Consider the following 22,372-nt stretch of genomic DNA (forward strand, 5'->3'; position numbering starts at 1 on the left):
GCTGCGCGGCGAGGGGTCTCGATACGCTCCCTCGTCGCTACTCGACCACCGGGGGACGGGGGCGCCTGACCACCCCGTTAGGGTTCCGTTAGGAAGATTCACAAATTTGTGAAACGAGCGTAACATCACGCTCATGACGACAGTGATCAGCGCCAGCGGCCTCGAGAAGCGATTCGGCCGCACCGTCGCGCTCGACGGGCTCGACCTCGAGGTCGGCGCCGGCGAAGTGCACGGATTCCTCGGCCCGAACGGCGCAGGCAAGTCCACCACCATCCGCATCATCCTCGGCCTCGCCCGGGCCTCGGGCGGCACAGCCACCCTCTTCGGCGAGGACCCGTGGAAGCATGCGGGTGAACTCCACCGGCGGGTCGCCTACGTGCCCGGCGACGTGAGCCTCTGGCCGAACCTCACGGGCGGCGAGGCGATCGACCTGCTCGCCCGCCTGCGCGGCGGCACGATCGACAAGGCCGGCTACGCGGCCCGCAAGCAACGGCTGCTCGAGGCCTTCGACTTCGACCCGCGCAAGAAGGGGCGCGCGTACTCGAAGGGCAACCGGCAGAAGGTCGCGCTCATCGCGGCGTTCGCGACGCCCGCCGAGCTCTACGTGCTCGACGAACCCACGAGCGGCCTCGACCCCCTCATGGAGCAGGTCTTCAACCGCGAGATCGCCCGCGTGGCAGGCGAGGGCGCCACCGTGCTGCTCTCGAGCCACATCCTCTCCGAGGTCGAGGAGCTGTGCGACCGGGTGAGCATCATCCGCGCAGGCAAGACGGTCGAGTCGGGCACGCTCGCCGAGCTGCGCCACCTCACGCGAACCGAGATCGCGTTCGCGGCCGACGGCGTCGACCCGGTCGCGCTCGCGGCCGAGGTCGACCGCATCCCCGACGCGCACGACCTCCTCATCGACCACGGACGGGTCAGCTTCACGGTCGACAGCGACCGCGTCGCATCCGTGCTGCCCGATCTCGCGCGGCTCGACGTGCACGGCCTGACCGTGTCGCCGCCCTCGCTCGAAGAGCTCTTCCTGCGGCACTACGGCGACGAGCTCGGCCGGCCCGCCGAGGTCTCGGAGGAGGCGCTGGCATGAGCACCCTCGGCACGCTGCTCAGGCAGCGGCTGCGCCGCGACCGCCTGCAGCTCATCCTGTGGATCATCGGCATCGGCGTGCTCGCGTACGGCTCGATCGCGGCCGTGCTCGACACCTACGGCGACGAGGCCGAGCGCACCCAGATCCTGCAGGTCGCGACCGCGAGCCGCACGATCCTCGTGTTCCGCGGCACCCCGAACGGCACCGACCTCGGCGCCTTCAGCTTCTTCGAGCTGTTCGCGTGGCTCGCCCTCATGGGCGGGCTCATGAGCACCTTCCTCGTCACGCGACACACCCGCGCCGAGGAGGAGCAGGGCCGCGCCGAGCTCATCGCCGCGACCCCGGCCGGGCGCGTGAAGCCCACCGTCGCGACCCTCGTGCACGGCGTGCTCGCGAACCTCGTGCTCGGCCTCGTCGTCGCGCTCGCGCTGATCGGCGCGGGCCTCGACGCGGAGGGTTCGTGGGTCACGGGCGCGGCGATGGCCTCAGTGGGCATCGCGTTCGTCGCGATCGGCCTGTTCTGCGCCCAGCTGTTCCGCACCTCGCGCGGGGCCAACGGCGCGGGCGTCGCCGTGGTCGTGGGCGCGTACCTGCTGCGCGGCATCGGGGATGCCGCGGGCACGCCGTCCGACGACCTGCTGCACGTGACCCCGGCCTGGCCGAGCTGGCTCTCGCCCATCGGGTGGGGGCAGGCGACCGGTGCGTACGTCGAGAACGACCTGTGGCCGCTGCTGCTCGCGCTCGGCGTCTCGGCGGTGCTCGTCGTGATCGTCTTCGCCCTGCAGGCGGTGCGCGACCAGGGCGCGAGCCTGCTGCCGGGCCGCAAGGGCCGCGCATCGGCGAGCTGGGCGCTGTCGAGCTCGTTCGGCCTCGCGTGGCGGCTCAACCTCTCGACGCTCATCGCGTGGGCCGTCGGCGCCGCCGTCGCGGGACTCACGGCGAGTTCGCTCTCGGGCCTCATCGACCAGCTCAGCGGCGACGCGCCCCAGGTCGTCGACACCCTGCAGCACGCTCTCGGCGGCGGGGCGACCCTCGAGCAGGCGTTCATCGCGATGTTCTTCAGCATCATCGGCATCCTCGCGGCGTGCTGCGCCGTGCAGGTCGCGATCCGTGCCCGCCAGGAGGAGGCGCACGGCACCGCCGAGCAGGTGCTCGCGACGCCCGTGCCCCGCATGCGCTGGCTGCTCGAGTACTGGCTCGTGGGCGTGCTCGTGATCGTGGTCGTGCTCGCCGCGGCGTGGCTCGGCGGGCTCGCAGGTTCGGGGGCGTCGAACACCCCGTCCGACCTGGTTCCGCTCATCTCGCAGGCCGCGCTCGCGCAGCTGCCGGTGTCGCTCGTGTTCCTCGGCATCACGCTGCTCGTGTTCGCCCTGCTGCCCCGGTGGACGATCGGTCTCGGCTGGTCGATCGTCGGCGTCGCCGCGATCATCGGGGTCTTCGGGCCGCTGCTCGGCGCTCCCGACTGGATGGTCGACCTGTCGCCGTTCACCCACTCGCCGGTGCCGACGGGCGACGACATCGACTGGTCGGGCGGGTTCTGGATGATCGCCGTCGGGCTCGCCGCCGGGGCCCTGGCCGTCGTGTCCATGCGACGCCGCGAACTGGCCTCGGGGGCCTGACCCGGTCTCGGCCTGAAAGAATCGAAGCATGGCGCGCGACGAGGTCTCACTCAGGGCGGCGGTCGACCAGTCGACCGCCGTCCTGGCCGGCGCCGGCTTCCCGCGCATGCCCGCACGCGTACTCATGGCGCTGCTCGTCTCCGACCGCGGGCTGACCGCGAGCGAGCTCGGCGGCGAGATCGGCGCGAGCGCGGCGGCCATCTCGGGCGCGGTGCGCTACCTCGAGCAGCTCGGCGTCGTGCACCGCGTGCGCGAACGCGGCAGCCGGCGCGACCGCTTCGAGTTCTCGGACGACGCGTGGTACCGCGCGATCGTGCAGAAGTCGTCGATCTACAGCGTCATCGCCGAGCTCTCCGAGCGGGCGGCCGACGCGATCGACGACGAGTCGCACGCGGGCGTGCGCCGCCTGCGCGACACCGCCGGCTTCTACCGGTTCCTCGACGGCAAGATGCCCGAGCTGCTCGCCGAGTGGGACGCGCAGCGGGACGCGACGGTCGCCCCTTCCGCGGGTTGAGGAGCGAGCGACGAAGGAGCACGCGTCTCGAAACCGGGTGATCGGGGTCCCGGGGTCGGGTTACGTGGTTTCGAGACGCGTCGCCGCTCCGCGTCGGCGCTCCTCAACCCGCGGGGGCGTCGAGTAAGCGGCCCGTAGGGATGTCGCGGGGCGGGCGTTAGGGGTCCGTGAGGATCGGCCCCGGGGCATCCGCATCGGTGTTGCATCGGGATGCAGCGCACTGGCGCTGCCCGCCGCCGCGTGAGCGGGGCGGCTCCCGAACCCTGGAGTCTCCGTGCTCGACATCGTCTACCTCCTCGGCATCCTCGCCGTGTTCGCGGTCGTCGGCCTCATCGCCAAGGGGGTCGAGAAGCTGTGATCTGGTTCGCACTCCTCGCCGCCGCGCTGGGCATCGCCGCCGTCGTCTACCTCGTGGTCGCCCTCGTGAAGCCCGAGCGCTTCTGATGGGCGGCCCCACCATCACCGACGCCCTCCTCGGCGTCGCACAAGCCGCGACCCTCGCGCTCGTGCTCGGCCTGCTGTACCGACCGCTCGGCGACTACATGGCCCGCATCTACACGAGCGACCGCGACCTGAAGGTCGAGCGCCGTCTCTACCGCCTCATCGGCGTCGACCCCCGCGGCGAGCAGTCATGGCCCGCGTACCTGCGCGGCGTGCTCGCGTTCTCGCTCGTCGGGCTGCTGCTGGTCTACGCGCTGCAGCGGATGCAGGCCGTGCTGCCGTACTCGCTCGGCCTGCCGGCGGTGCCCGAGGGACTCGCCTTCAACACCGCCGCGTCGTTCGTCGCGAACACGAACTGGCAGTCGTACTCGCCCGAGCTGACCATGGGCTACACCGTGCAGCTCGCGGGCCTCGCGGTGCAGAACTTCGTCTCCGCGGCCGTCGGCATCGCCGTCGCCGTCGCCCTCGTGCGCGGCTTCGCGCGGCGCGGGTCGGCCACGATCGGCAACTTCTGGGTCGACCTCGTGCGCGGGGCGTTCCGCCTGCTGCTGCCGCTGTCGATCGTGGGCGCGATCGTGCTCATCGTCGGCGGCGTCGTGCAGAACTTCAACGGCTTCACCGAGGTGCACACCCTCGCCGGAGGCACCCAGCAACTGCCCGGCGGCCCGGTCGCGAGCCAGGAGGTCATCAAGCTGCTCGGCACGAACGGCGGCGGCTTCTTCAACGTGAACTCGGCCCACCCGTTCGAGAACCCGACCGCGTGGACCAATCTCTTCGAGATCGTGCTCATGCTCGCGATCCCGTTCGCCCTACCCCGCACCTTCGGCCGCATGGTCGGCTCGAACAAGCAGGGCTACGCGATCCTCGCGGTCATGGCGACCCTCTTCGTCGTCTCGCTCACGGCGCTCAGCGCCCTCGAGGCGGCCGGCAGCGGCACCGCACCGCAGCTCGCGGGCGCCGCGATGGAGGGCAAGGAGGCGCGCTTCGGCATCTTCGGCTCGGCCCTGTTCGGCACGACCTCGACGCTCACGTCGACCGGCGCGGTCAACTCGATGCACGACTCGTTCACGGCCCTCGGCGGCATGATGCCGATGCTCAACATGATGCTCGGCGAGGTCGCCCCCGGCGGCGTCGGATCGGGCCTCTACGGCATGCTCGTGCTCGCGGTCATCGCCGTGTTCATCGCGGGCCTGCTCGTCGGCCGCACCCCCGAGTACCTGGGCAAGAAGATCGGACCGCGCGAGATCAAGCTCGCGAGCCTCTACATCCTCGTCACGCCGACGCTCGTGCTCGCGGGCACCGCGCTCTCGTTCGCGATCCCCGCCATCCGCGAGGACGTCGAACAGGTCTCGATCTGGAACCCCGGCGTGCACGGCATGAGCGAGGTGCTCTACGCGTTCACGAGCGCGTCGAACAACAACGGCTCCGCGTTCGCGGGCCTCACCGCGAACACCCCGTGGCTGAACACGGCCCTCGGCGTCGCGATGCTGCTCGGCCGCTTCGTGCCGATCGTGTTCGTGCTCGCCCTCGCCGGCTCGCTCGCCGCGCAGCGGAAGGTGCCCGAGACCGCCGGCACCCTGCCGACGTACAAGCCGCAGTTCGTCGGCCTCCTCGTCGGCGTCACGGTGCTCATCACCGCCCTCACCTACTTCCCCGTGCTCACACTCGGGCCCCTTGCAGAAGGACTCAGCTGACCATGTCGCTCACCAGCGAAACCACCCAGAACACCGGGCCGGATGCCGCGGCGCCGACCCCGTCGCATCCCGAGTCGTCATCGTCGAAACGTCGCCCGAGCGCGTTCGGACCGCGCCAGCTCGCGACCGCCCTGCCGGGCGCCCTGCGCAAGCTCGACCCACGGCAGATGTGGCGCAACCCGGTGATGTTCATCGTCGAGGTCGGCGCCGCGCTCACGACCGTGCTCGCGGTGGCCGAGCCGTTCATCGGCGGTCCGGGCACCTCGGGCGGCAGTGCCGTGCCCGGTTCGTTCACGTGGGCGATCGCCGTCTGGCTGTGGCTCACCGTGGTCTTCGCGAACCTCGCCGAGTCGGTCGCCGAGGGCCGCGGAAAGGCGCAGGCCGACACGCTGCGGAAGACTCGCACGTCGACGGTGGCGCACCGGGTGGAGCTCGACGGGGCGGATCTCGATACGGCGCTGGCGCGCCTACTCGATCACCGGAATCACAGTGCGCTGACCGACGTCTCGTCGGCCGACCTGCGGCTCGGCGACTTCGTCGTCGTGTCGGCGGGCGAGCTCATCCCGGGCGACGGCGACATCGTCGCGGGCATCGCCTCGGTCGACGAGTCGGCGATCACGGGCGAGTCGGCACCCGTCGTGCGCGAGTCGGGCGGCGACCGGTCGGCCGTCACCGGCGGCACCCGGGTGCTCAGCGACCGCATCGTCGTGCGCATCACCTCGAAGCCGGGCGAGACCTTCGTCGACCGCATGATCGCGCTCGTCGAGGGCGCCGCCCGGCAGAAGACCCCGAACGAGATCGCGCTCAACATCCTGCTCGCGAGCCTCTCGATCGTGTTCGTCGTCGTCGTGCTGACGCTCAACCCGATCGCCTCCTACGCGGCGTCGCCCGTGAGCATCACGGTGCTCGTGGCGCTACTCGTGTGCCTCATCCCGACGACGATCGGCGCCCTGCTCTCGGCGATCGGCATCGCCGGCATGGACCGCCTCGTGCAACGCAATGTGCTCGCGATGTCGGGCCGTGCGGTCGAGGCCGCGGGCGACGTCACGACCCTGCTGCTCGACAAGACCGGCACGATCACCTACGGCAACCGTCGCGCGAGCGAGTTCGTGCCGATGCCGGGCGTCGACGAGACCGAGCTCGTGCGGGCCGCCGCGCTCGCCTCGCTCGCCGACCCCACCCCCGAGGGCAGTTCGATCGTCGAGCTCGCGTCGGCCCGCGGCATCCGGTTCGATGCGGCGCCCGAGGGCGAGGTCGTGCCGTTCACCGCCCAGACCCGCATGTCGGGGCTCGACCTCGCCGACGGCACGATCGTGCGCAAGGGCGCCGGCTCGGCCGTGACGGCGTGGGTCGAGGCATCCGCGCCGATCGACCGGGCGACCGCAGATGAGCTGGCCGAGCGCGTCGACGCGATCTCGACCGGCGGCGGTACCCCGCTCGTCGTCGCGGTGCACGAGCCTGGCCAGGCACCGCGCATCCTCGGCGTCGTGCACCTCAAGGACATCGTGAAGGACGGGCTCACCGAACGCTTCGCCGAGCTGCGCGCGATGGGCATCCGCACCGTCATGATCACGGGCGACAACCCGCTCACGGCCGCCGCGATCGCGAAGGAGGCGGGCGTCGACGACTACCTCGCCGAGGCCACCCCCGAGGACAAGCTCGCGCTCATCCGGCGCGAGCAGGAGGGCGGCAACCTCGTGGCTATGACGGGCGACGGCACGAACGACGCGCCCGCGCTCGCCCAGGCCGATGTCGGCGTCGCGATGAACACGGGCACGTCGGCCGCGAAGGAGGCCGGCAACATGGTCGACCTCGACAGCGACCCGACGAAGCTCATCGACATCGTGCGCATCGGCAAGCAGCTGCTCATCACGCGCGGCGCGCTCACGACGTTCTCGATCGCGAACGACGTGGCGAAGTACTTCGCGATCATCCCGGCGATGTTCGCGGGCGTGTTCCCGGGGCTCGGGGTGCTCAACCTCATGCAGCTGCACTCCCCCGCCTCGGCGGTGCTGTCGGCCGTCATCTTCAACGCGATCGTCATCATCGCGCTCATCCCGCTCGCACTGCGCGGCGTGAAGTACCGGCCGGGCGACGCGAGCTCGATCCTCAGTCGCAATCTGCTCGTCTACGGACTCGGCGGCATCATCGCCCCGTTCATCGGCATCAAGCTGATCGACCTCGTCATCAGCCTCATCCCCGGCTTCTGACTCGGAAAGGACCGCCCCATGACCTCCACCCGCACCACCCTCCGCACCCACTGGGTCGCGCTCCGCGCGATGATCGCCTTCACCCTCGTGCTCGGCGTCGCGTACACCGCCCTCGTCACCGCGATCGGCCAGCTCGCGCTGCCCGCCCAGGCGAACGGCTCGCTCGTGCACGATGCTGACGGCGCCGTCGTCGGCTCCTCCCTCATCGGGCAACCGTTCGCGGATGCCTCGGGCGCGCCGTCGCACGACTGGTTCCAGCCGCGCCCCTCGGCCGCCGGAGACGGCTACGACGGCGGCGCCTCGAGCGGCAGCAACCTCGGGCCCGAGAACCCCGACCTCGTCTCGGCCATCGAGGAGCGCCGCACCCAGGTCGCGGCGGCCGACGGCGTCGCACCCGACGAGGTGCCCGCCGACGCACTCACCGCCTCGGCCTCCGGCCTCGACCCGCACATCAGCCCCGAGTACGCCCGCCTGCAGGTCGCCCGCGTCGCGGCCGCCCGCGGGCTCCCCGAGGCCGAGGTCGCGAAGCTCGTCGACGAGCACGTGCAGGGCCGCGACCTCGGTTACCTCGGCGAGCCGACCGTGAACGTGCTCGAGCTCAACCTCGCGCTCGCGGCCCTGGTGGGAGACTGACCACATGAAGCGGGGGCGATTGCGGGTGCTGCTCGGCGCCGCGCCCGGCGTCGGCAAGACCTACACGATGCTCGAGGAGGGCAAGCGACTCGGCGGCGAGGGCCGCGACGTCGTCGTCGGCTTCGTCGAGACGCACGGCCGGCGCGCGACCGCCGAGATGACCACGGGCCTCGAGATCGTGCCGCGCCGCACGACCACACACCGCGGCATGGCGATCGACGAGATGGACCTCGACGCCGTGCTCGCGCGTCGCCCCGAGGTCGCCCTCGTCGACGAGCTCGCCCACACGAACGCGCCCGGCTCGCGGCACGCGAAGCGCTGGCAGGACGTCGAGGAGCTCCTCGATGCGGGCATCGACGTCATCTCGACCGTCAACGCGCAGCACATCGAGTCGCTCGGCGACGTGGTGCTGCAGATCACCGGGGTGCCGCAACGCGAGACGATTCCCGACCGGGTGCTGCGCTCGGCCGACCAGATCGAGGTCGTCGACCTCTCGCCGCAGGCGCTGCGCGACCGCCTCTCGGGCGGGCTCGTCTACCCGGCCGAGCGCATCGACGCGGCGCTGTCGAACTACTTCCGGCTCGGCAACCTGACGGCGCTGCGCGAGCTCGCGCTGCTGTGGCTGGCCGACGAGGTCGACCAGGCCCTCAAGAAGTACCGCGCCGAGCACGGCATCGACCGCAAGTGGGAGGCGCGCGAGCGCGTCGTCGTCGCCCTCACGGGCGGCCCCGAGGGCGAGACGCTGCTGCGCCGAGGTGCCCGCATCGCCGCCCGCGCGTCGGGCGGCGAGCTCATCGCCGTGCACGTCACCAATCCCGACGGCATGCGCCCGAGGCATCCGGGCACCCTCGACGCCCAGCGCTCGCTCGTCGAGCAGTTGGGCGGCACGTTCCACCAGGTCGTCGGCGAGGACGTGCCGCGCACCCTCGTCGAGTTCGCGCGCGGCGTCGATGCGACGCAGCTCGTCATCGGCGTCAGCCGTCGCTCGCGGCTCGCGGCGGCGTTCTCGCCGCCCGGCATCGGCGCGACCGTCATCCGCGAGTCGGGCGACATCGACGTGCACATCGTGACGCACGCGGCCGCCGGCCCCGCCGTCTCGCTGCCCCGCCTCTCGCGGGGTGCGCTCGGCCGCACCCGGCTGCTGCTCGGCTTCGCCGTCGCCCTCGTCGCCGGGCCGTTGCTGAGCTGGGTGCTCAAGCTCTTCCACACCGAGTCGTCGATCACGAGCGACGTGCTCGCGTACCAACTGCTCGTCATCGTCGTCGCGCTCATCGGCGGCATCTGGCCCGCGCTCTTCGCGGCCGTGCTTTCGGGCCTCACGCTCAACTTCCTCTTCATCCAGCCGCTCTACACGCTCACGATCGCGGAGCCCCGCCAACTGCTGGCGCTCGTCTTCTACGTCGCCAACGCGCTGCTCGTGAGCTACGTCGTCGACCAGGCGGCCCGGCGCACCCGCGAGGCGCGGCGCGCGGCCGCCGAGTCGCAGATGCTCGCGACGATGGCCGGCAGCGTGCTGCGCGGCGAGGACGCCCTGCAGGCCATGGTCACCCGCACGCGCGAGGCGTTCGGGCTGACGGGCGTGCGGCTCCTCGTCGACGGCGAACCGGTCGTCGCCGACGGCGAACCGTCGAACGACGACCGCGTGACGATGCTGCCCATCGCCGACCGTGCCGTGCTCGAGCTGCACGGTCATGATCCGGATGCCTCGGAGCGACGCCTCCTGCAGGTGATCGCCACGCAGATGGATGCGGCGCTCGAGCACGGCGCGCTGCGGTCGGCCGCCGAGGAGGCGTCGGAGCTCGCCGAGACCGATCGCGTGCGCTCGGCACTGCTCGCGGCGGTGGGGCACGACCTGCGGCGTCCACTCACCTCGGCGAGCGCGGCGATCAGCGCGCTGCGTTCGGCCGAGCTTCGGCTGCCCGACGACGAGCGCCGGGAGCTGCTCGACACGGCGGCCGAGAGCCTCGACTCGCTCGCCGAGCTCGTCACGAACCTGCTCGACGTGAGCCGCGTGCAGGCCGGCGCCCTCGCCGTGCGGCTCGCACCGATCGAGGCGGCCGACGTCGTGTTCCCCGCGCTCGACGAGCTGGGTCTCGGGCCCGGCGAGGTCGAGCTCGACGTCGCCGACGACGCGCCGCTGCTCCTCGCCGATGCGGGCCTCCTGCAACGCGTGGTCGTCAACCTGCTCGCGAACGCGGTGCGCCATTCGCCCGACGGCGAGCGGGTGCGACTCGCCGCGTCGGGGTTCCGCGATCAGGTGCAGCTGCGCGTCGTCGACCGCGGCCCCGGCATCCCGCCCGAACGGCGCGACGAGGTGTTCACCCCCTTCCAACGGCTCGGCGACACCGACAACGAGACGGGACTCGGGCTCGGGCTCGCCCTGTCGAAGGGGTTCGTCGAGGGGATGGACGGCACACTGGAGGTCGAGGACACGCCGGGCGGCGGGCTCACCATGGTCGTGACACTGCCGGCCGCGACCGACGAGGAGGCATGATGAGGATCCTCCTCGCCGACGATGACGAGCAGCTGCAGCGCGCACTGCGCATCACCCTCGCCGCGCGCGGCTACGAGGTGCTGCACGCACGCGACGGGGCCGAGGCGATCGACCGGGCCGCGAACGGCCACCCCGACCTCATCCTGCTCGACCTCGGCATGCCGAAGGTCGACGGCATCGACGTCATCCGCGCCGTGCGTGCATGGTCGAGCGTGCCGATCCTCGTGCTGTCGGGCCGCACCGACTCGGGCGAGAAGGTCGAGGCGCTCGACGCCGGCGCCGACGACTACGTGACGAAGCCGTTCTCGATGGACGAGCTGCTCGCCCGCATCCGGGCCCGATCGCGCCGGCCCGCCGATGAGGGCGACGGAGGTGCGGTGCACCACGTCGGCGACCTCGAGGTCGACCTCGCGGCTCGCGTCGTGCGACCGACCGGTTCGGACGGCGCCGGCCACGGGGCATCCGTTCGCCTGACGCCCACCGAGTGGCGGCTGCTCGAGCTGTTCCTCAAGCACCCCGGCAAGCTGCTCACGCGTGAGATGCTGCTGAGCGAGGTGTGGGGCCCGTACCACGCGAACGACGCCGGCTACCTGCGGCTCTACGTCGCGCAACTGCGGCGCAAGCTCGAGCCCGTGCCGTCGGAGCCGAAGCACTTCCTCAACGAGCCCGGGCTCGGGTACCGGTTCGAGCCGTAGTCCCGCGGGAGTAGTGCCAGTGTCGCCGCAGGGCGGATGCGCACCGACGGCGACGCGCGCAGGATCGAATCATGACTCCTCACCCGTTCCGATTCGGCGCCGTCGTCGGGCGGCGCGGCACCGCAGCCTCGTGGGCTGCGATCGCCCGCGATCTCGAGCAGCGCGGCCTCTCGACGCTGCTCGTGCCCGACACCGTCGGCACCGCCTCGCCCTTCTCCGCCCTCGCAGCCGCGGCTGCCGCAACCGAGCGCCTGCACCTCGGCACGTGGGTGCTCTCGGCCCCGCTGCGATCACCCGAAGCGGCCGTGCGCGAGGCGACGACCCTGCACGAACTGAGCGGCGGACGGTTCGAGCTCGGCCTCGGTGCCGGACGCCCCGGCGGCGAGCACGACGCCGAGCGGCTCGGTGTCGAGTGGGGCGCTCCGGGCCGTCGCGTCGATCGCGTCGAGGCGACCGCCGCTGCGGTGCGGGCCGAGCTGCCCGATCTGCCCGTCGTCATCGCCGGCAACGGCGACCGGATGCTGCGGATCGCCGGAGCCCATGCCCGAACGCTCGCCCTCGCGATGCCGCCGACCGCGACCGTCGACGAGGTGGCCGCGCTCGCGACCCGCGCGCGCACGACGGCCGGAGCCGACCTCGAGATCGCGCTGCAGATCGCGGGCGTCGGCGACGACCTGCCCGACTGGCTCCGCAACCGGCTGGGGCTCTCGGCGCGCGGGCTCGAAGAAGCCGACGCCGCGGCGCTGCTCTCGGGCGACGTCGAGCGCGACGCCGACCATCTCGAGCACCTGCGCGAGGCGGCCGGAGTCTCGTACTTCACCATGGCGCACGAGCACGCCGAGGTGCTGACGCCCCTCATCGAGCGGCTCGGCGGGGCCTAGCCCACGGCCGCGAGCCGGTCGAACCACGCCGCCGCGGTGGCCCCGTCGAACGGCGACTCGCGGCGCTGCACGGCGGCGAGCAGCGCATCGGCGTCGGCCCGCACGCGCTCGACGAGGTCCGCGGGGTACCCGAACTCCACCGCATGCTCGGCGAACTCGTCTTCGTCGTCGATGAACGCCGGCTCGCCGTCGCGTTCGACCACGTCGAGGTCGAGGTCGACGTACGAGATAGTGAAGCCCGAGGCATCCGCCCGCCATTCGGGCACGGTGGTGAGGTCGACGTAGGTGCCGAGCCGGCGCGGATGGCCGAGGTTGAACGCGGGCATCCAGCCGGTCGAGGTGACGAGCGTGAGCGACGGCCACGCGGCGGTGAACGCGGCTCCCGGTCGCTCGAAGTGCGTGCCCACGGGGAAGCCGATCCAATCCCCGTGCTCGTCAGCGCCGAGCCAGACGCCGTCGAACGCCCAGTGCGCACGCCCGTCGTACTTCGAGCCGCGCACGCGCACCAGGGTGCCAGGAGTCGTGGGGCGGGCAGGGCGTTCCGGGGTGCTCACCCGCACCACGGTACGCCCCGCCCGCACGACTCAGCCCCGGGGCATCCCTCAGCTCAACTCGGCGACCGCGCGACTCGCCTCGTCGACGGCGGCGTGCGTGTAGCCGAACGCCTGGGCGTCGGAGTTCGCGATCGTGATGTTGCCGTGCCGTCGACGGGCCGCCTGGAACGGCTGCTGTTCGAGCGGGCCGAAGATCGCCGGGTCGGCGATCGAGTTGTACTCGTAGGCGTAGCCATGCGACCAGCGGTTCACCGTGATGGCGGCGATGTCGCGCTTGGCGTTGAACCCGAAGTCGCCGAGCGACCGCTGCATGAGGTCGCGGATGTCGCGTTCGAAGTCCGCGAACGTGACCTGGAGCAGTTCGCGGCGACCGGCCTTGTGCTGGACGCGGGTGATGCGTTCGCCCGGCAGGTTCGGCGTCTTCGACAGCGTCACGACGATCGGCTCCTCGGGGTCGCGTGCCGAGCGGTAGCCGCCCTGGTCGGTCGGGGTGGCGAGGCCGAGGCTGTCCCAGAAGTGGTTGTACGGGGTCACCCGCGAGACGCCGGCGTTCGCGAACGCCGTCCAGTTCTTCACGGCCACCCGCGCATAGACGAGCGGCACCTTGACGCCATAGCGCATCGCGTCGACCTGGTCGGCGGGGAGACCGTCGACGATGTACGACGAGACGGCGTTCCAGCACGCCATGACGACGTGCTTCGCCTCGACCCGGTAGGCCTTGCCGCCGTTCACGTAGTCCACGTCGATCGGCCCGCTCGTTCCGGCGCGATGGCGCACGGCGGTCGCCATGCTGTTGAGCCGGATGCGCACGGGCGACTTCGGGTGGTCGAGGAGTGCGTAGTTGGCAGATGCGCCGATGACGCTCTCCTGCGTCTGCACGCCGCCGAACGCCTGCGGGATGAGGCGGGAGACGAGCAGTCGCGAGACGGTCGCACCCCCGTCGGGGAAGTAGTAGAGCTCCTCGTCGGTCGTCGTGAGCGACATCGCCGGCGTGCGGCCGATGCCGGGGTACGGTTCGGGGCTCAGCCCGAGGCCCCCGAAGCCGGGATAGCCGACGCCCCAGCAGTCGCCCGCCGGCACGGCCTCGATGCCGGCGCCCCACAGGCCGTGCGGGCGCTTCTGGTAGTAGACGAGCGCCTCGTCGCCCACCCCGACGAGGTTCTGCAGGTACTCGCGGTAGGTCATGCGCGCGAGCGCCTGCTTCTTCTCGGCGTCGCTGAGGCCGGGGAAGACGTCATCGCTGAACGTCTCGATGCGCATGATGTCGTCGCGCGCCTGCTGCGAGAGGGGCAGCCGCGACACGAGCGAGGCCGTCGACTCCCCCGGTGCGCGGCGCAGGAACGTGTCGGAGCCGAACGACTCCTCGGGGAAGAAGTACCCGTTCGTGAGCCCCATGGACCCGTAAAGCCCGGTGTCGACTCCCTCGGCGAGCTCGGCGAAGTCGATGCCGAGGTCGTCCATGAGCTCGAGCGACGGAGCGTTCCAGGTGTCGGGGCTGTCGAGGTTGACCATGCCGCCGTTGCTGAGCAGGGTGCGCCCGCGCACCGAGAACTCGTTGCGATGCTGGTGCCCGCCGAAGTCGGCGAGTGCCTCGATGACGAGGATGCGCGCGTCGGCACCGAACCGCTTGCGGTAGAAGTGGGCGGCCGACAGCCCGCTCACGCCACCGCCGACGACCACGAGGTCGTACGCCTCACCGGTCGCCTTCGGCTTGCCGAACGAGGCGCCGCCGAACGTCGCGCCGTGACCGGCCTCGCGGGCCGCGTCCGTCTGGCCGACGAGCCCTGTCTGCCGCGGTCGGCTCGCGGCGACCGATCCGCCGCCGGCCTGCGCGTGCGCAGCGCCGCCGGGCACCGCCGTCAATGCAGCGGCCCCCGCCACCACGGCCATCCCGTTGAGCAGGTCGCGTCGGCTGATCCCCGCCGACATCCCGAGCTCTTCATCTCCGTGCTTCGCCATGTCAGACCCCTTCGTCGTCCACTTCGTCTACGTCGTCTGATGCTCCGCGGCGTTCGATCGCCGCGTGCCCGCAGGCTAACGACGCCCTTCGACAGGGGTCAAGAATTTCGTTGCACAATCTGCGAAGTCGGCTGATCTCAGCAGCGTTTCGTCGTCGATCCGACGGATTCCGCACCACGATCGACGCGCTAGGGCCGGCCGACCGGGCCCGGGTGCGAGGATTGACCCGTGGACTGTTCGTACTTCGACGCCGGGCGCTGCACCTCGTGCGCGCTCATGGGCCGACCGTACGAGGCGCAGCTCGCCGACAAGCAGGCGCACGCCGAAGAGTTGCTCGCGCCCTTCGGCGGCGGCACCTGGGAGCCGCCCGTCGCGAGCCGCGAGGACGGCTACCGCAACAAGGCGAAGATGGTCGTCGGCGGCAGCGTGGATGCCCCGACCATCGGCATCCTCGACGCCGACGGGTACGGGGTCGACCTGCAGGCGTGCGGCATCTGCTCCCCCGGTCATCGCGCGGCGTTCCCCGTGCTGGCCCGGTTCATCACGCTGGCCCGCGTCACTCCGTACGATGTACGCCGTCGCACGGGTGAGCTCAAGCACCTCATCGTCACCGAGTCGCCCGACGGCGAGCTCATGGTGCGGTTCGTGCTGCGTTCGACCGAGCCCGTCGCCCGAATCCGCAAGCACCTGCCGACCCTGCTCGCCGAACTGCCGAACGCGCGCGTCGTGACGGCGAACGTGCTGCCCGAACACAAGGCCGTGCTCGAGGGCGACCACGAGATCGTGCTCACCGACGCCGAGACGCTGCCGATGCGGCTCAACGACGTGACGATGCACCTGCGGCCTCAGAGCTTCTTCCAGACGAACACCGAGATCGCGGCGGCGCTCTACGCCGAGGCGCGCACCTGGATCCGCGACCTCGCCCCCGACTCGGCGTGGGACCTCTACTCGGGCGTCGGCGGCTTCGCGCTGCACATCGCGAGCGACGCGTCGGCCGAGGCCGGCCCCGGCCCCGCGGTCACCGGCATCGAGACGAGCGTCGAGGCCGTCGCGAGCGCCGAGCTCAGCCGAACGGATGCCGCGCTCTCACGTCTCTCGTTCGCCGCGGGCGACGCGACCGAGTTCGCGCTGCGCGCGCCGCACGCCGACGCCCCCGATCTCGTCATCGTCAACCCACCGCGGCGCGGCATCGGCTCCGAGCTCGCACGCTGGCTCGAGGCATCCCCCGTCTCGCACGTGCTGTACTCGAGCTGCAATGCCGCCTCGCTCGCGAAGGACCTCGCGGCGATGCCGTCGCTGCGGCCGGTGCGGGCGCGCGTGTTCGACATGTTCCCGCAGACGACGCACTTCGAGGTGATGGTGCTGCTCGAGCGCCGCTGACCGGATGCCGCCCGTCTCGCGCGCCGGCGGCGGTCATGTCGGCGTCGAGTCCCCGGCCCGCGTCGTCGGCCTCGAGACCGGATCCTTCCCCTCCGCGATCGCGACGATCAGATTCTGCATGCCGGCGAAGATGATGCCGTGGAACGGGACGATCGCCCACCAGTAGAGGCGTCCGCTCAGGCCCCTGGGAAAGTACACGGCCCGCTGGATGTAGCGGGACCCGCCATCCCCGGGCTCGCACCGCAGTTCCAGCCACGCGCTGCCCGGCACCTTCATCTCGGCACGGAGCCTGAGCAGGCGCTCCTCCTCGACGGCCTCGACGCGCCAGAAGTCGATCGCGTCCCCGACGGCGACCCGGGTTCTGCTGCGGCGCCCGCGCGAGAGTCCGACACCGCCGACGAGACGGTCGGCCCAGCCTCGCAGCGACCAGAGGATCGGGGTCGAGTACCAGCCGTTCTCGCCGCCGATGCCGACGATCACCGACCACAACGCGGTGACGCTCGCCGAGGTCTCACGGGATCGGACGTCGGTGAACACGGTGCGCCCCGCCCACTCTGGGTCGCTGGGCAACGGGTCGCTGGGCGCCTCGGGCACCCTGGCATCCAGCCAACTGGTCTCCACCTGATCGTTCTCGACGCGGCCGAGCGCCAACGACACCGCCTCGCGGTACGGCGTGAGCCCGCCCGGAGGCGGAGGGATGAACTCGTCGACGTCGTGGTCGTGCATGACGCAGTTGTTCTGCAGCGACTCGACGAGCGGCCGGGCCAGCGCCCGAGGTATCGGGGTGACGAGGTTGACCCAGTGCGACGCGAGGGTCGGCGTGAGGACGGGGAGGGCGGCGATCCCGCGCTGCGGCAGGCCCGCTTCGATCGCGTATCCGTTCATCATCTGCCCGTATCGCCATACGTCGGGGCCACCGATGTCGAACGCCCGGTTGACGTCGGCCGGGAGGTGCGCGGCGGCGAGCAGGTAGTAGAGCACGTCGCGCACCGCGATCGGCTGGATGAAGTTCCTCACCCATCGGGGCGCGGGCATGTACGGCAGCACCTCGGTGAGGTGGCGGATCATCTCGAACGATGCCGACCCCGACCCGATCACGACCCCCGCTTGCAGAGCCGTCGTCGGCACGCCTGAGCCGAGCAGGATCTCGCCGACCTCCACACGGGACCGCAGATGATCCGAGAGCTCGGCATCGGGCGGATGCAGCCCGCCCAGGTACACGATCCGGTGGACGTTCGCGTGACGTGCCGCCCTCGAGGCGACGAGCGCCAGCCTGCGATCGAGGTCCGCGAATCGTCGCCCGCTCGTCATCGAGTGGATGAGGTACCAGACGACATCGACGTCGTCCATCGCCCGCGCGACGACGTCCGCGTCGCGGGCGTCGCCGGCGACGACGTCGACGTCGGAGCCCCACGCGAAGGCCGTCAACCGCTCGGGGCTGCGCACGAGCACCCGAACGCGGTAACCCGCGGCCAGCAGTCGCGGCACGAGCCTGCCGCCGATGTACCCCGTCGAACCGAGGACGAGCGCGCGTTCGGCGGTGCCGTCGCTGCGCGGGCGCGATCGCAGTGCGGGTTCGCGCCCGGTCGGTGCCGTCAGGGAGTCGAGGCTCATTCCACACCTCCTGTCGCGAGCGCATCAGCCGCCTCCCGATGCCGCATCCGAACATATGCCCGTACGCCACCTGCGAAGCAACCCCTTCCCCTGAATTCGTCCCTGCTCAGGCGTTTCATGCCGTATCGGCTATACTGGAAGGTCACGCGAAAGGAGGTGACATGCGAAGGATCGGAATCATCCCCACGACCGTCATCGTCGCGGTGTGGGTGTTCGCAATCGGATTCACGTTCGGGTACCTGAACGAGCTCGAGGCAGGCACGACGTCGCAGGCGACGAATGCCGGGCTGCTCTCCGGAGCTGCCGCCCTCGCACTCGGCGCCGCCACGTACCTCGTGGTGAGGCTCGTGCGCGCCGTGGCCAACCGCCGCGGGCACGACGCCAAGCACGCGGGCTGACGCGCGCGCGCCGGCCCCGGTGGCCGGGTGACGCGCGACGGAGGAGCACGCGTATCGAGACCCTCGCGAGAGGGTCTCGATACGCTCCTCCGTCGCTACTCGACCACCGGGTGGCCCGCCCTCGCCAGGCAGAACCGCCGCACGGGCTCGGTCGGCACGACCGCGGCGAGCTCGCCGTACTGCCTCGCCGCCTCGGCCCTGCGACCGGCGCGCCAGTCGAGGTCGGCGAGGGCGAGTCGCGCGTCGATCGCGGCGTACGGCGCCGAGCCCTCGGCGAGCGCGTGCAGCTCGCGCGCGACCCGCCGCAGCGCCGCGGAGCGCTCCCCCGACGGTGTCGCGAGCAGCGCCCGGTGCAGTTCGGCCGACAACCTCGCGACCGTCACGGACGGCGCGCCCCAGACCCGTTCGAGCGCACGGTAGAAGCCGACCACGCGATCCCAATCGGTGGCGGCGAAGCTCGGCGCCGAACTGTGCAGGCCGGCGATCGCCGCCTCGAGCACGAAGCGTCCGTCGCCGCGATCGGCGGCCGCTGCCGCATCGTCGAGGCCGGCCTCGATGAGCCGTCGATCCCACGACCGTCGGTCGACCTCGTCGAGCGGCACCGCCGCCCCCGCGGCATCCAGTCGCCCGGGCCGTCGCGCGAGCCCCAACCGGATCACCGCCCGCAACCCGCGCACCTCGGCGTCGTCGGGATACTCGGCGACGAGCGCGTCGGCGATCGACAACGCCTGCCGGCCGAGGTCGTCGAACGGCGTCTGCGGGTCGAGCACGTCGCGGTGGGCGACCGTGAACATGCCCGCGACGGCGGCGAGCACGACGGGCAGCCGCACCCGCCGCTCGGGCGCCTCGGGCACGTGGAATCGCCCGCGCGCCTCGGCGAGCGCGTGCTTCGCACGGGTCAGCCGGGCGGCGGCGGCCGACGGCTGCACGCCCAGGTGGGCGGCGATCCGCGGCACGTCGAGCCCGCACACGAGCCGCAGCGCGAGCACGAGCCGCGCCTGCTCGGTGAGCGCGGGGTCGCACGCGACGAACAACAGCGCGAGGCGGTCGTCGAGCGCGCCGCCTGCGGTCAGGTCATCGATTCGGGATGCCTCGGCTGAGGCATCCCCATCGCTCGACCGCATCGCTGAATCGGCCGCGAGCCGCTCGGCGTGGCGCTGCTCGGTCGCGGCCCTGCGGCGATCGTCGAGCCAGGCGCGCTTGCCGACCGTGATGCACCACGCGGCGAGCGAGCCGAGCGGCGGGCCGCCGTCACCGGCCTGGGCCTCCGAGTCGAGCGGCCGGCCGTCACCGGGCTCGGCGAATCGAGCGACGGCCCTCGCGACGGCCTCGGCCGCGTACTCCTGCGCGTCGTCCACGCTGCCCGTGTAGGCGGCGAGGGCGCGCACGATGCGCGGCCAGGCGTCGACGAAGTCCTCGCCGAGGCCGGCGACCGATCCGCTCACGAGGTCGGGAACACCTTGCGCCACTCGATGTGCCCGCCGGTCGGCACGAGTGCCGCGATCTGCCGGGCGACCTGCTCGTCGTCGGTCTCGACGAGGTAGTAGCCAGAGACGACCTCGGTCGTGTCGGGGTAGGGGCCGTCGGAGTAGACGGCGTCGTCGAGCACCCGGTCGCCGGTGCCCGGGGTGACGTGCCCGCCGTGGCGCGCGTTCTGCAGCGCGGCACCGCCGACGAGCCGGGCCCCGAGCTTGACGACGGCCTCCTGGAAGGCCTTGTGCGCGGGGAAGTTGTTCTCGGGCTCACCGCCCGGCACGCCGCCACCGCCGTTCAGGAACGCGTCCGAGTCCCAGTCGGGCTCGTGGATGAGGTACATGTACGTGTCGGTCATGATGTCTCGCATCTCCTTCGTCGAGGCCCGTCGCGGGCCCGTGACGACGTTCGTCACACCATGGTGACGAAGTCGGCCGCTCGAAATCGACATCGATCGCGAAAGTCCTCGCCAGCGGGCCGAGGTCAGAGATTCGCCGTGAGTCGCGCGAGCTCGGCGAGCCGGTCGGCGCGGTCTCGGGGAACGCCCGGCACACCGGGCCGCTGCTGCTCGGGCCGGGGACCGTCGAGCGGCCGGTACGCGACCCCCTGCGCATCGAGCCACGCCAGGTACTCGGGCAGCCGCGCCGCGAAGTCGTCCGGGGCGACCGGCCCGCCGTTCCAGGCGACCTCGGCGAACGCGCCGAGCCGCGGGAACACGGCGTAGTCGAGCCGGTCGCGACCGTCGAGGTGCTCGCACCAGACGTTCGCCTGCACGCCGACGACGCGGTCGGCGAACCCCGACGGTGCGCCGGCCGGCACCGGGTCGAACGTGCCGACGTCCTCGAGCGAGAGCACCGTGCCCACCGGGATGGGTTCGTCCTCCCGATCGGACTGCCGGTAGTCGAAGTACGTCCAGAGATCGGGGCACAGCACGACGTCGTGACCGAGCCGCGCGCCGAGCTCGGCCCCGACCGGTCCGCGCCACGAGGCCACGACCGCATCGGGTGCGGGGTCGCGGCCCTCGAGCATCTCGTCCCAGCCGACGACGCGGCGCCCGTGCCCGCGCACCCGGTCGGCGACCTGCGCGAGGAACCACGACTGCAGTTCCTCCTCGTTCGCGAGCCCGCGCTCGGCCATGAGCTCCTGGGTGCGGGCGTCGGCCCGCCACCGGTCCTTGCGCACCTCGTCGCCGCCGAGGCCGATGAGCTCGGAGTCGAACACGTCGCACAGCTCGTCGAACACCGTGCCGATGAACTCGAGCGTCGACGCCTCGACGTTGAGCACCTCGTCGCTGATGCCGAAGCGCGGCCACGGCTCCGAGATGCGCTCGCGCACGGCGTCGGCGCCGCCGACTCCGAACTCGGGATACGCGGCGAGGATCGCCTGCGCATGGCCGGGTACATCGATCTCGGGCACGATGCGGATGCCGCGGGCCGCCGCATACCGCACGAGCCCGCGCAGCTCGTGCTGGGTGTACCAGCCCTCGTGCGGCACCCCGTCGAGGGTCGAGCGCGGCCCGTGGCCGAGTTGGGTCTGCGACCGGCGCCCGCCGACCTCGGTGAGCCGGGGGTAGGCGCGCACCTCGAACCGCCAGCCCTGGTCGTCGGTGAGGTGCAGCTGCAGCACGTTGAGGCGGTGCGCCGCGAGCAGGTCGACGAAGCGCTCGAGGTCGGCGATGGGCCGGTACCGGCGCGCGACGTCGAGCATGACGCCGCGCCACGCGAAGCGGGGCTCACCATCGAGGCGGAGGCCGGGTGCGGGTGCGGTCACGCGCCGGCCGCCAACTCGCGCGCCCGGGCGAGCGCGGCGTCGGTGGCCCGGTCGAACGTCTGCTTGAGCTGCGCCTCCTCGAGCACGGCGACCGCGCGCTCGGTGGTGCCCTTCGGGCTCGTCACGCGACGGCGCAGCTCGGCCGGGTCCTCCCCGGCGTCGGCGAGCAGCTCGCTCGCTCCGCGGAACGTGCCCTGCACCATCACGGCCGCCTGTTCGGGCGTGAACCCCTTGTCGATCGCCGTCGCGGTGAGCTGCTCGATGAGGTAGAAAACGTAGGCCGGCCCCGAGCCCGAGATCGTCGAGAGCGCGTCGAGCTGCGACTCGGGCACGACGAGCACCTCGCCGACGGTCTCGAAGAGCGCGACGGCGAGCGCGAGATCGTCGTCGCTCGAGCGGGTGCCCGGCGAGACGCCCGTGACCGCTCGGCCCACGATCGCCGGCGTGTTCGGCATGGTGCGGATGACGCTCACCGAGTCGGGCACGAGCGACTCGAACGTCGCGACGGTGACGCCGGCGGCGACCGAGACGACGACCGTGCCGGGCTCGAGCGCGTCGGCGATCTCGCGCAGGAGATCGGGCACCATGGCCGGCTTCACGCCGACGACCACGACCTTCGCTCCGGCGACCGCGCGGCGGTTCGCCGAGGCATCCTCGTCGGTGGAGAAGCTCGTGACGCCGGGCAGTGCGGCGAGCGCGGCGGCCTTCGCCGCGGTGCGGTTCGTGGCTCGGATGCCCTCCGCCTCGACCCCCGGCCGGAGCAGGCCCGAGAGGATCGCCCCCGACATCGATCCGGCCCCGAGGAAGGCGATGACGGGCAGCTTCACGACGGCGTCGGCACTCATGCGACCATCCTAGGTTTCGTGCACACGGCCGATCTCGACCGTCCGTAGGATTGACGCCATGAGTGCATCCGGCGGTATGCACGCAGCCGATCTCGACCGTCCGTAGGATTG

Annotated in this window: 19 protein-coding genes; 12 read left to right on the forward strand and 7 right to left on the reverse strand. The window is 71.9% G+C overall.

Annotated elements, in window-relative coordinates:
- Positions 1-133 precede the first annotated feature (133 nt).
- From MUN74_RS06970 to MUN74_RS07015, 10 genes are all read left to right on the forward strand, one after another.
- A complete protein-coding gene (locus MUN74_RS06970) occupies positions 134-1,087 on the forward strand; it encodes an ABC transporter ATP-binding protein (protein ID WP_244855720.1) in 954 nt (317 codons plus the stop codon).
- On the forward strand, positions 1,084-2,706 hold the full coding sequence (locus MUN74_RS06975) for an ABC transporter permease (RefSeq protein WP_244855721.1): 1,623 nt from the start codon (positions 1,084-1,086) through the stop codon (positions 2,704-2,706). Before MUN74_RS06970 ends, MUN74_RS06975 begins: the two co-directional genes overlap by 4 nt.
- A 28-nt stretch (positions 2,707-2,734) precedes the next feature.
- Positions 2,735-3,220 carry a GbsR/MarR family transcriptional regulator gene (locus MUN74_RS06980; RefSeq protein WP_244855722.1) on the forward strand — a complete coding sequence of 162 codons (486 nt, stop codon included), beginning with the start codon at positions 2,735-2,737 and terminating at the stop codon, positions 3,218-3,220.
- A 354-nt stretch (positions 3,221-3,574) separates the two neighbouring features.
- The gene (locus MUN74_RS06985; protein WP_244855723.1) at positions 3,575-3,664 is read left to right on the forward strand and encodes a potassium-transporting ATPase subunit F; all 90 of its coding nucleotides are present in this window, start codon (positions 3,575-3,577) and stop codon (positions 3,662-3,664) included.
- Positions 3,664-5,355 (forward strand): potassium-transporting ATPase subunit KdpA, encoded by a 1,692-nt coding sequence (kdpA, locus tag MUN74_RS06990; protein WP_244855724.1) that lies wholly within the window; start codon positions 3,664-3,666, stop codon positions 5,353-5,355. The genes MUN74_RS06985 and kdpA overlap by 1 nt, the downstream gene beginning before the upstream one ends.
- 2 nt (positions 5,356-5,357) lie before the next feature.
- Entirely contained in the window at positions 5,358-7,565 is a 2,208-nt protein-coding gene (gene kdpB / locus MUN74_RS06995; protein ID WP_244855725.1) for a potassium-transporting ATPase subunit KdpB, read from the forward strand.
- Between the two features lie 18 nt (positions 7,566-7,583).
- Positions 7,584-8,198: a potassium-transporting ATPase subunit KdpC gene (gene kdpC, locus MUN74_RS07000; RefSeq protein WP_244855726.1), complete on the forward strand. Its 615-nt coding sequence runs from the start codon at positions 7,584-7,586 to the stop codon at positions 8,196-8,198.
- A gap of 4 nt (positions 8,199-8,202) precedes the next feature.
- Positions 8,203-10,692, forward strand: coding sequence for an ATP-binding protein (locus MUN74_RS07005; RefSeq protein ID WP_244855727.1), 2,490 nt, complete (start codon positions 8,203-8,205; stop codon positions 10,690-10,692).
- The gene (locus tag MUN74_RS07010; protein ID WP_305038272.1) at positions 10,692-11,387 is read left to right on the forward strand and encodes a response regulator transcription factor; all 696 of its coding nucleotides are present in this window, start codon (positions 10,692-10,694) and stop codon (positions 11,385-11,387) included. The genes MUN74_RS07005 and MUN74_RS07010 overlap by 1 nt, the downstream gene beginning before the upstream one ends.
- Positions 11,388-11,458: 71 nt before the next feature.
- Positions 11,459-12,268 carry an LLM class flavin-dependent oxidoreductase gene (locus MUN74_RS07015; protein ID WP_244855729.1) on the forward strand — a complete coding sequence of 270 codons (810 nt, stop codon included), beginning with the start codon at positions 11,459-11,461 and terminating at the stop codon, positions 12,266-12,268.
- Here MUN74_RS07015 and MUN74_RS07020 read toward each other — a convergent pair.
- Both MUN74_RS07020 and MUN74_RS07025 read right to left on the reverse strand, forming a co-directional pair.
- Positions 12,265-12,822 carry a DUF402 domain-containing protein gene (locus MUN74_RS07020; RefSeq protein WP_244855730.1) on the reverse strand — a complete coding sequence of 186 codons (558 nt, stop codon included), beginning with the start codon at positions 12,820-12,822 and terminating at the stop codon, positions 12,265-12,267. The two genes, MUN74_RS07015 and MUN74_RS07020, sit on opposite strands and share 4 nt — an antisense overlap.
- Before the next feature lie 48 nt (positions 12,823-12,870).
- Complete coding sequence (locus tag MUN74_RS07025; protein WP_244855731.1) at positions 12,871-14,781, reverse strand: NAD(P)-binding protein; 1,911 nt, start codon at positions 14,779-14,781, stop codon at positions 12,871-12,873.
- Positions 14,782-15,009: 228 nt separating this feature from the next.
- Between MUN74_RS07025 and rlmC the strand changes: the two genes are divergently transcribed.
- A complete protein-coding gene (gene rlmC / locus MUN74_RS07030; RefSeq protein ID WP_244855732.1) occupies positions 15,010-16,161 on the forward strand; it encodes a 23S rRNA (uracil(747)-C(5))-methyltransferase RlmC in 1,152 nt (383 codons plus the stop codon).
- A 33-nt stretch (positions 16,162-16,194) separates the two neighbouring features.
- Here the strand turns inward: rlmC and MUN74_RS07035 are convergent, their stop codons facing one another.
- Positions 16,195-17,775: an SDR family oxidoreductase gene (locus MUN74_RS07035; protein WP_244855733.1), complete on the reverse strand. Its 1,581-nt coding sequence runs from the start codon at positions 17,773-17,775 to the stop codon at positions 16,195-16,197.
- A gap of 161 nt (positions 17,776-17,936) precedes the next feature.
- Between MUN74_RS07035 and MUN74_RS07040 the strand changes: the two genes are divergently transcribed.
- Positions 17,937-18,173, forward strand: a complete 237-nt coding sequence (locus MUN74_RS07040) for a hypothetical protein (protein WP_244855734.1) — start codon at positions 17,937-17,939, stop codon at positions 18,171-18,173.
- 95 nt (positions 18,174-18,268) lie between these two features.
- Here the strand turns inward: MUN74_RS07040 and MUN74_RS07045 are convergent, their stop codons facing one another.
- From MUN74_RS07045 to proC, 4 genes are all read right to left on the reverse strand, one after another.
- The gene (locus MUN74_RS07045; protein WP_244855735.1) at positions 18,269-19,618 is read right to left on the reverse strand and encodes a DUF6596 domain-containing protein; all 1,350 of its coding nucleotides are present in this window, start codon (positions 19,616-19,618) and stop codon (positions 18,269-18,271) included.
- Entirely contained in the window at positions 19,615-20,004 is a 390-nt protein-coding gene (locus MUN74_RS07050; protein ID WP_244855736.1) for a YciI family protein, read from the reverse strand. The genes MUN74_RS07045 and MUN74_RS07050 overlap by 4 nt, the downstream gene beginning before the upstream one ends.
- Before the next feature lie 125 nt (positions 20,005-20,129).
- On the reverse strand, positions 20,130-21,416 hold the full coding sequence (locus MUN74_RS07055; protein ID WP_244855737.1) for a beta-N-acetylhexosaminidase: 1,287 nt from the start codon (positions 21,414-21,416) through the stop codon (positions 20,130-20,132).
- Positions 21,413-22,261 (reverse strand): pyrroline-5-carboxylate reductase, encoded by an 849-nt coding sequence (gene proC / locus MUN74_RS07060; protein WP_244855738.1) that lies wholly within the window; start codon positions 22,259-22,261, stop codon positions 21,413-21,415. The genes MUN74_RS07055 and proC overlap by 4 nt, the downstream gene beginning before the upstream one ends.
- Between the last annotated feature and the right edge of the window lie 111 nt (positions 22,262-22,372).

It is taken from the genome of Agromyces sp. H17E-10 (genome assembly GCF_022919715.1).
Lineage (GTDB): Bacteria > Actinomycetota > Actinomycetes > Actinomycetales > Microbacteriaceae > Agromyces.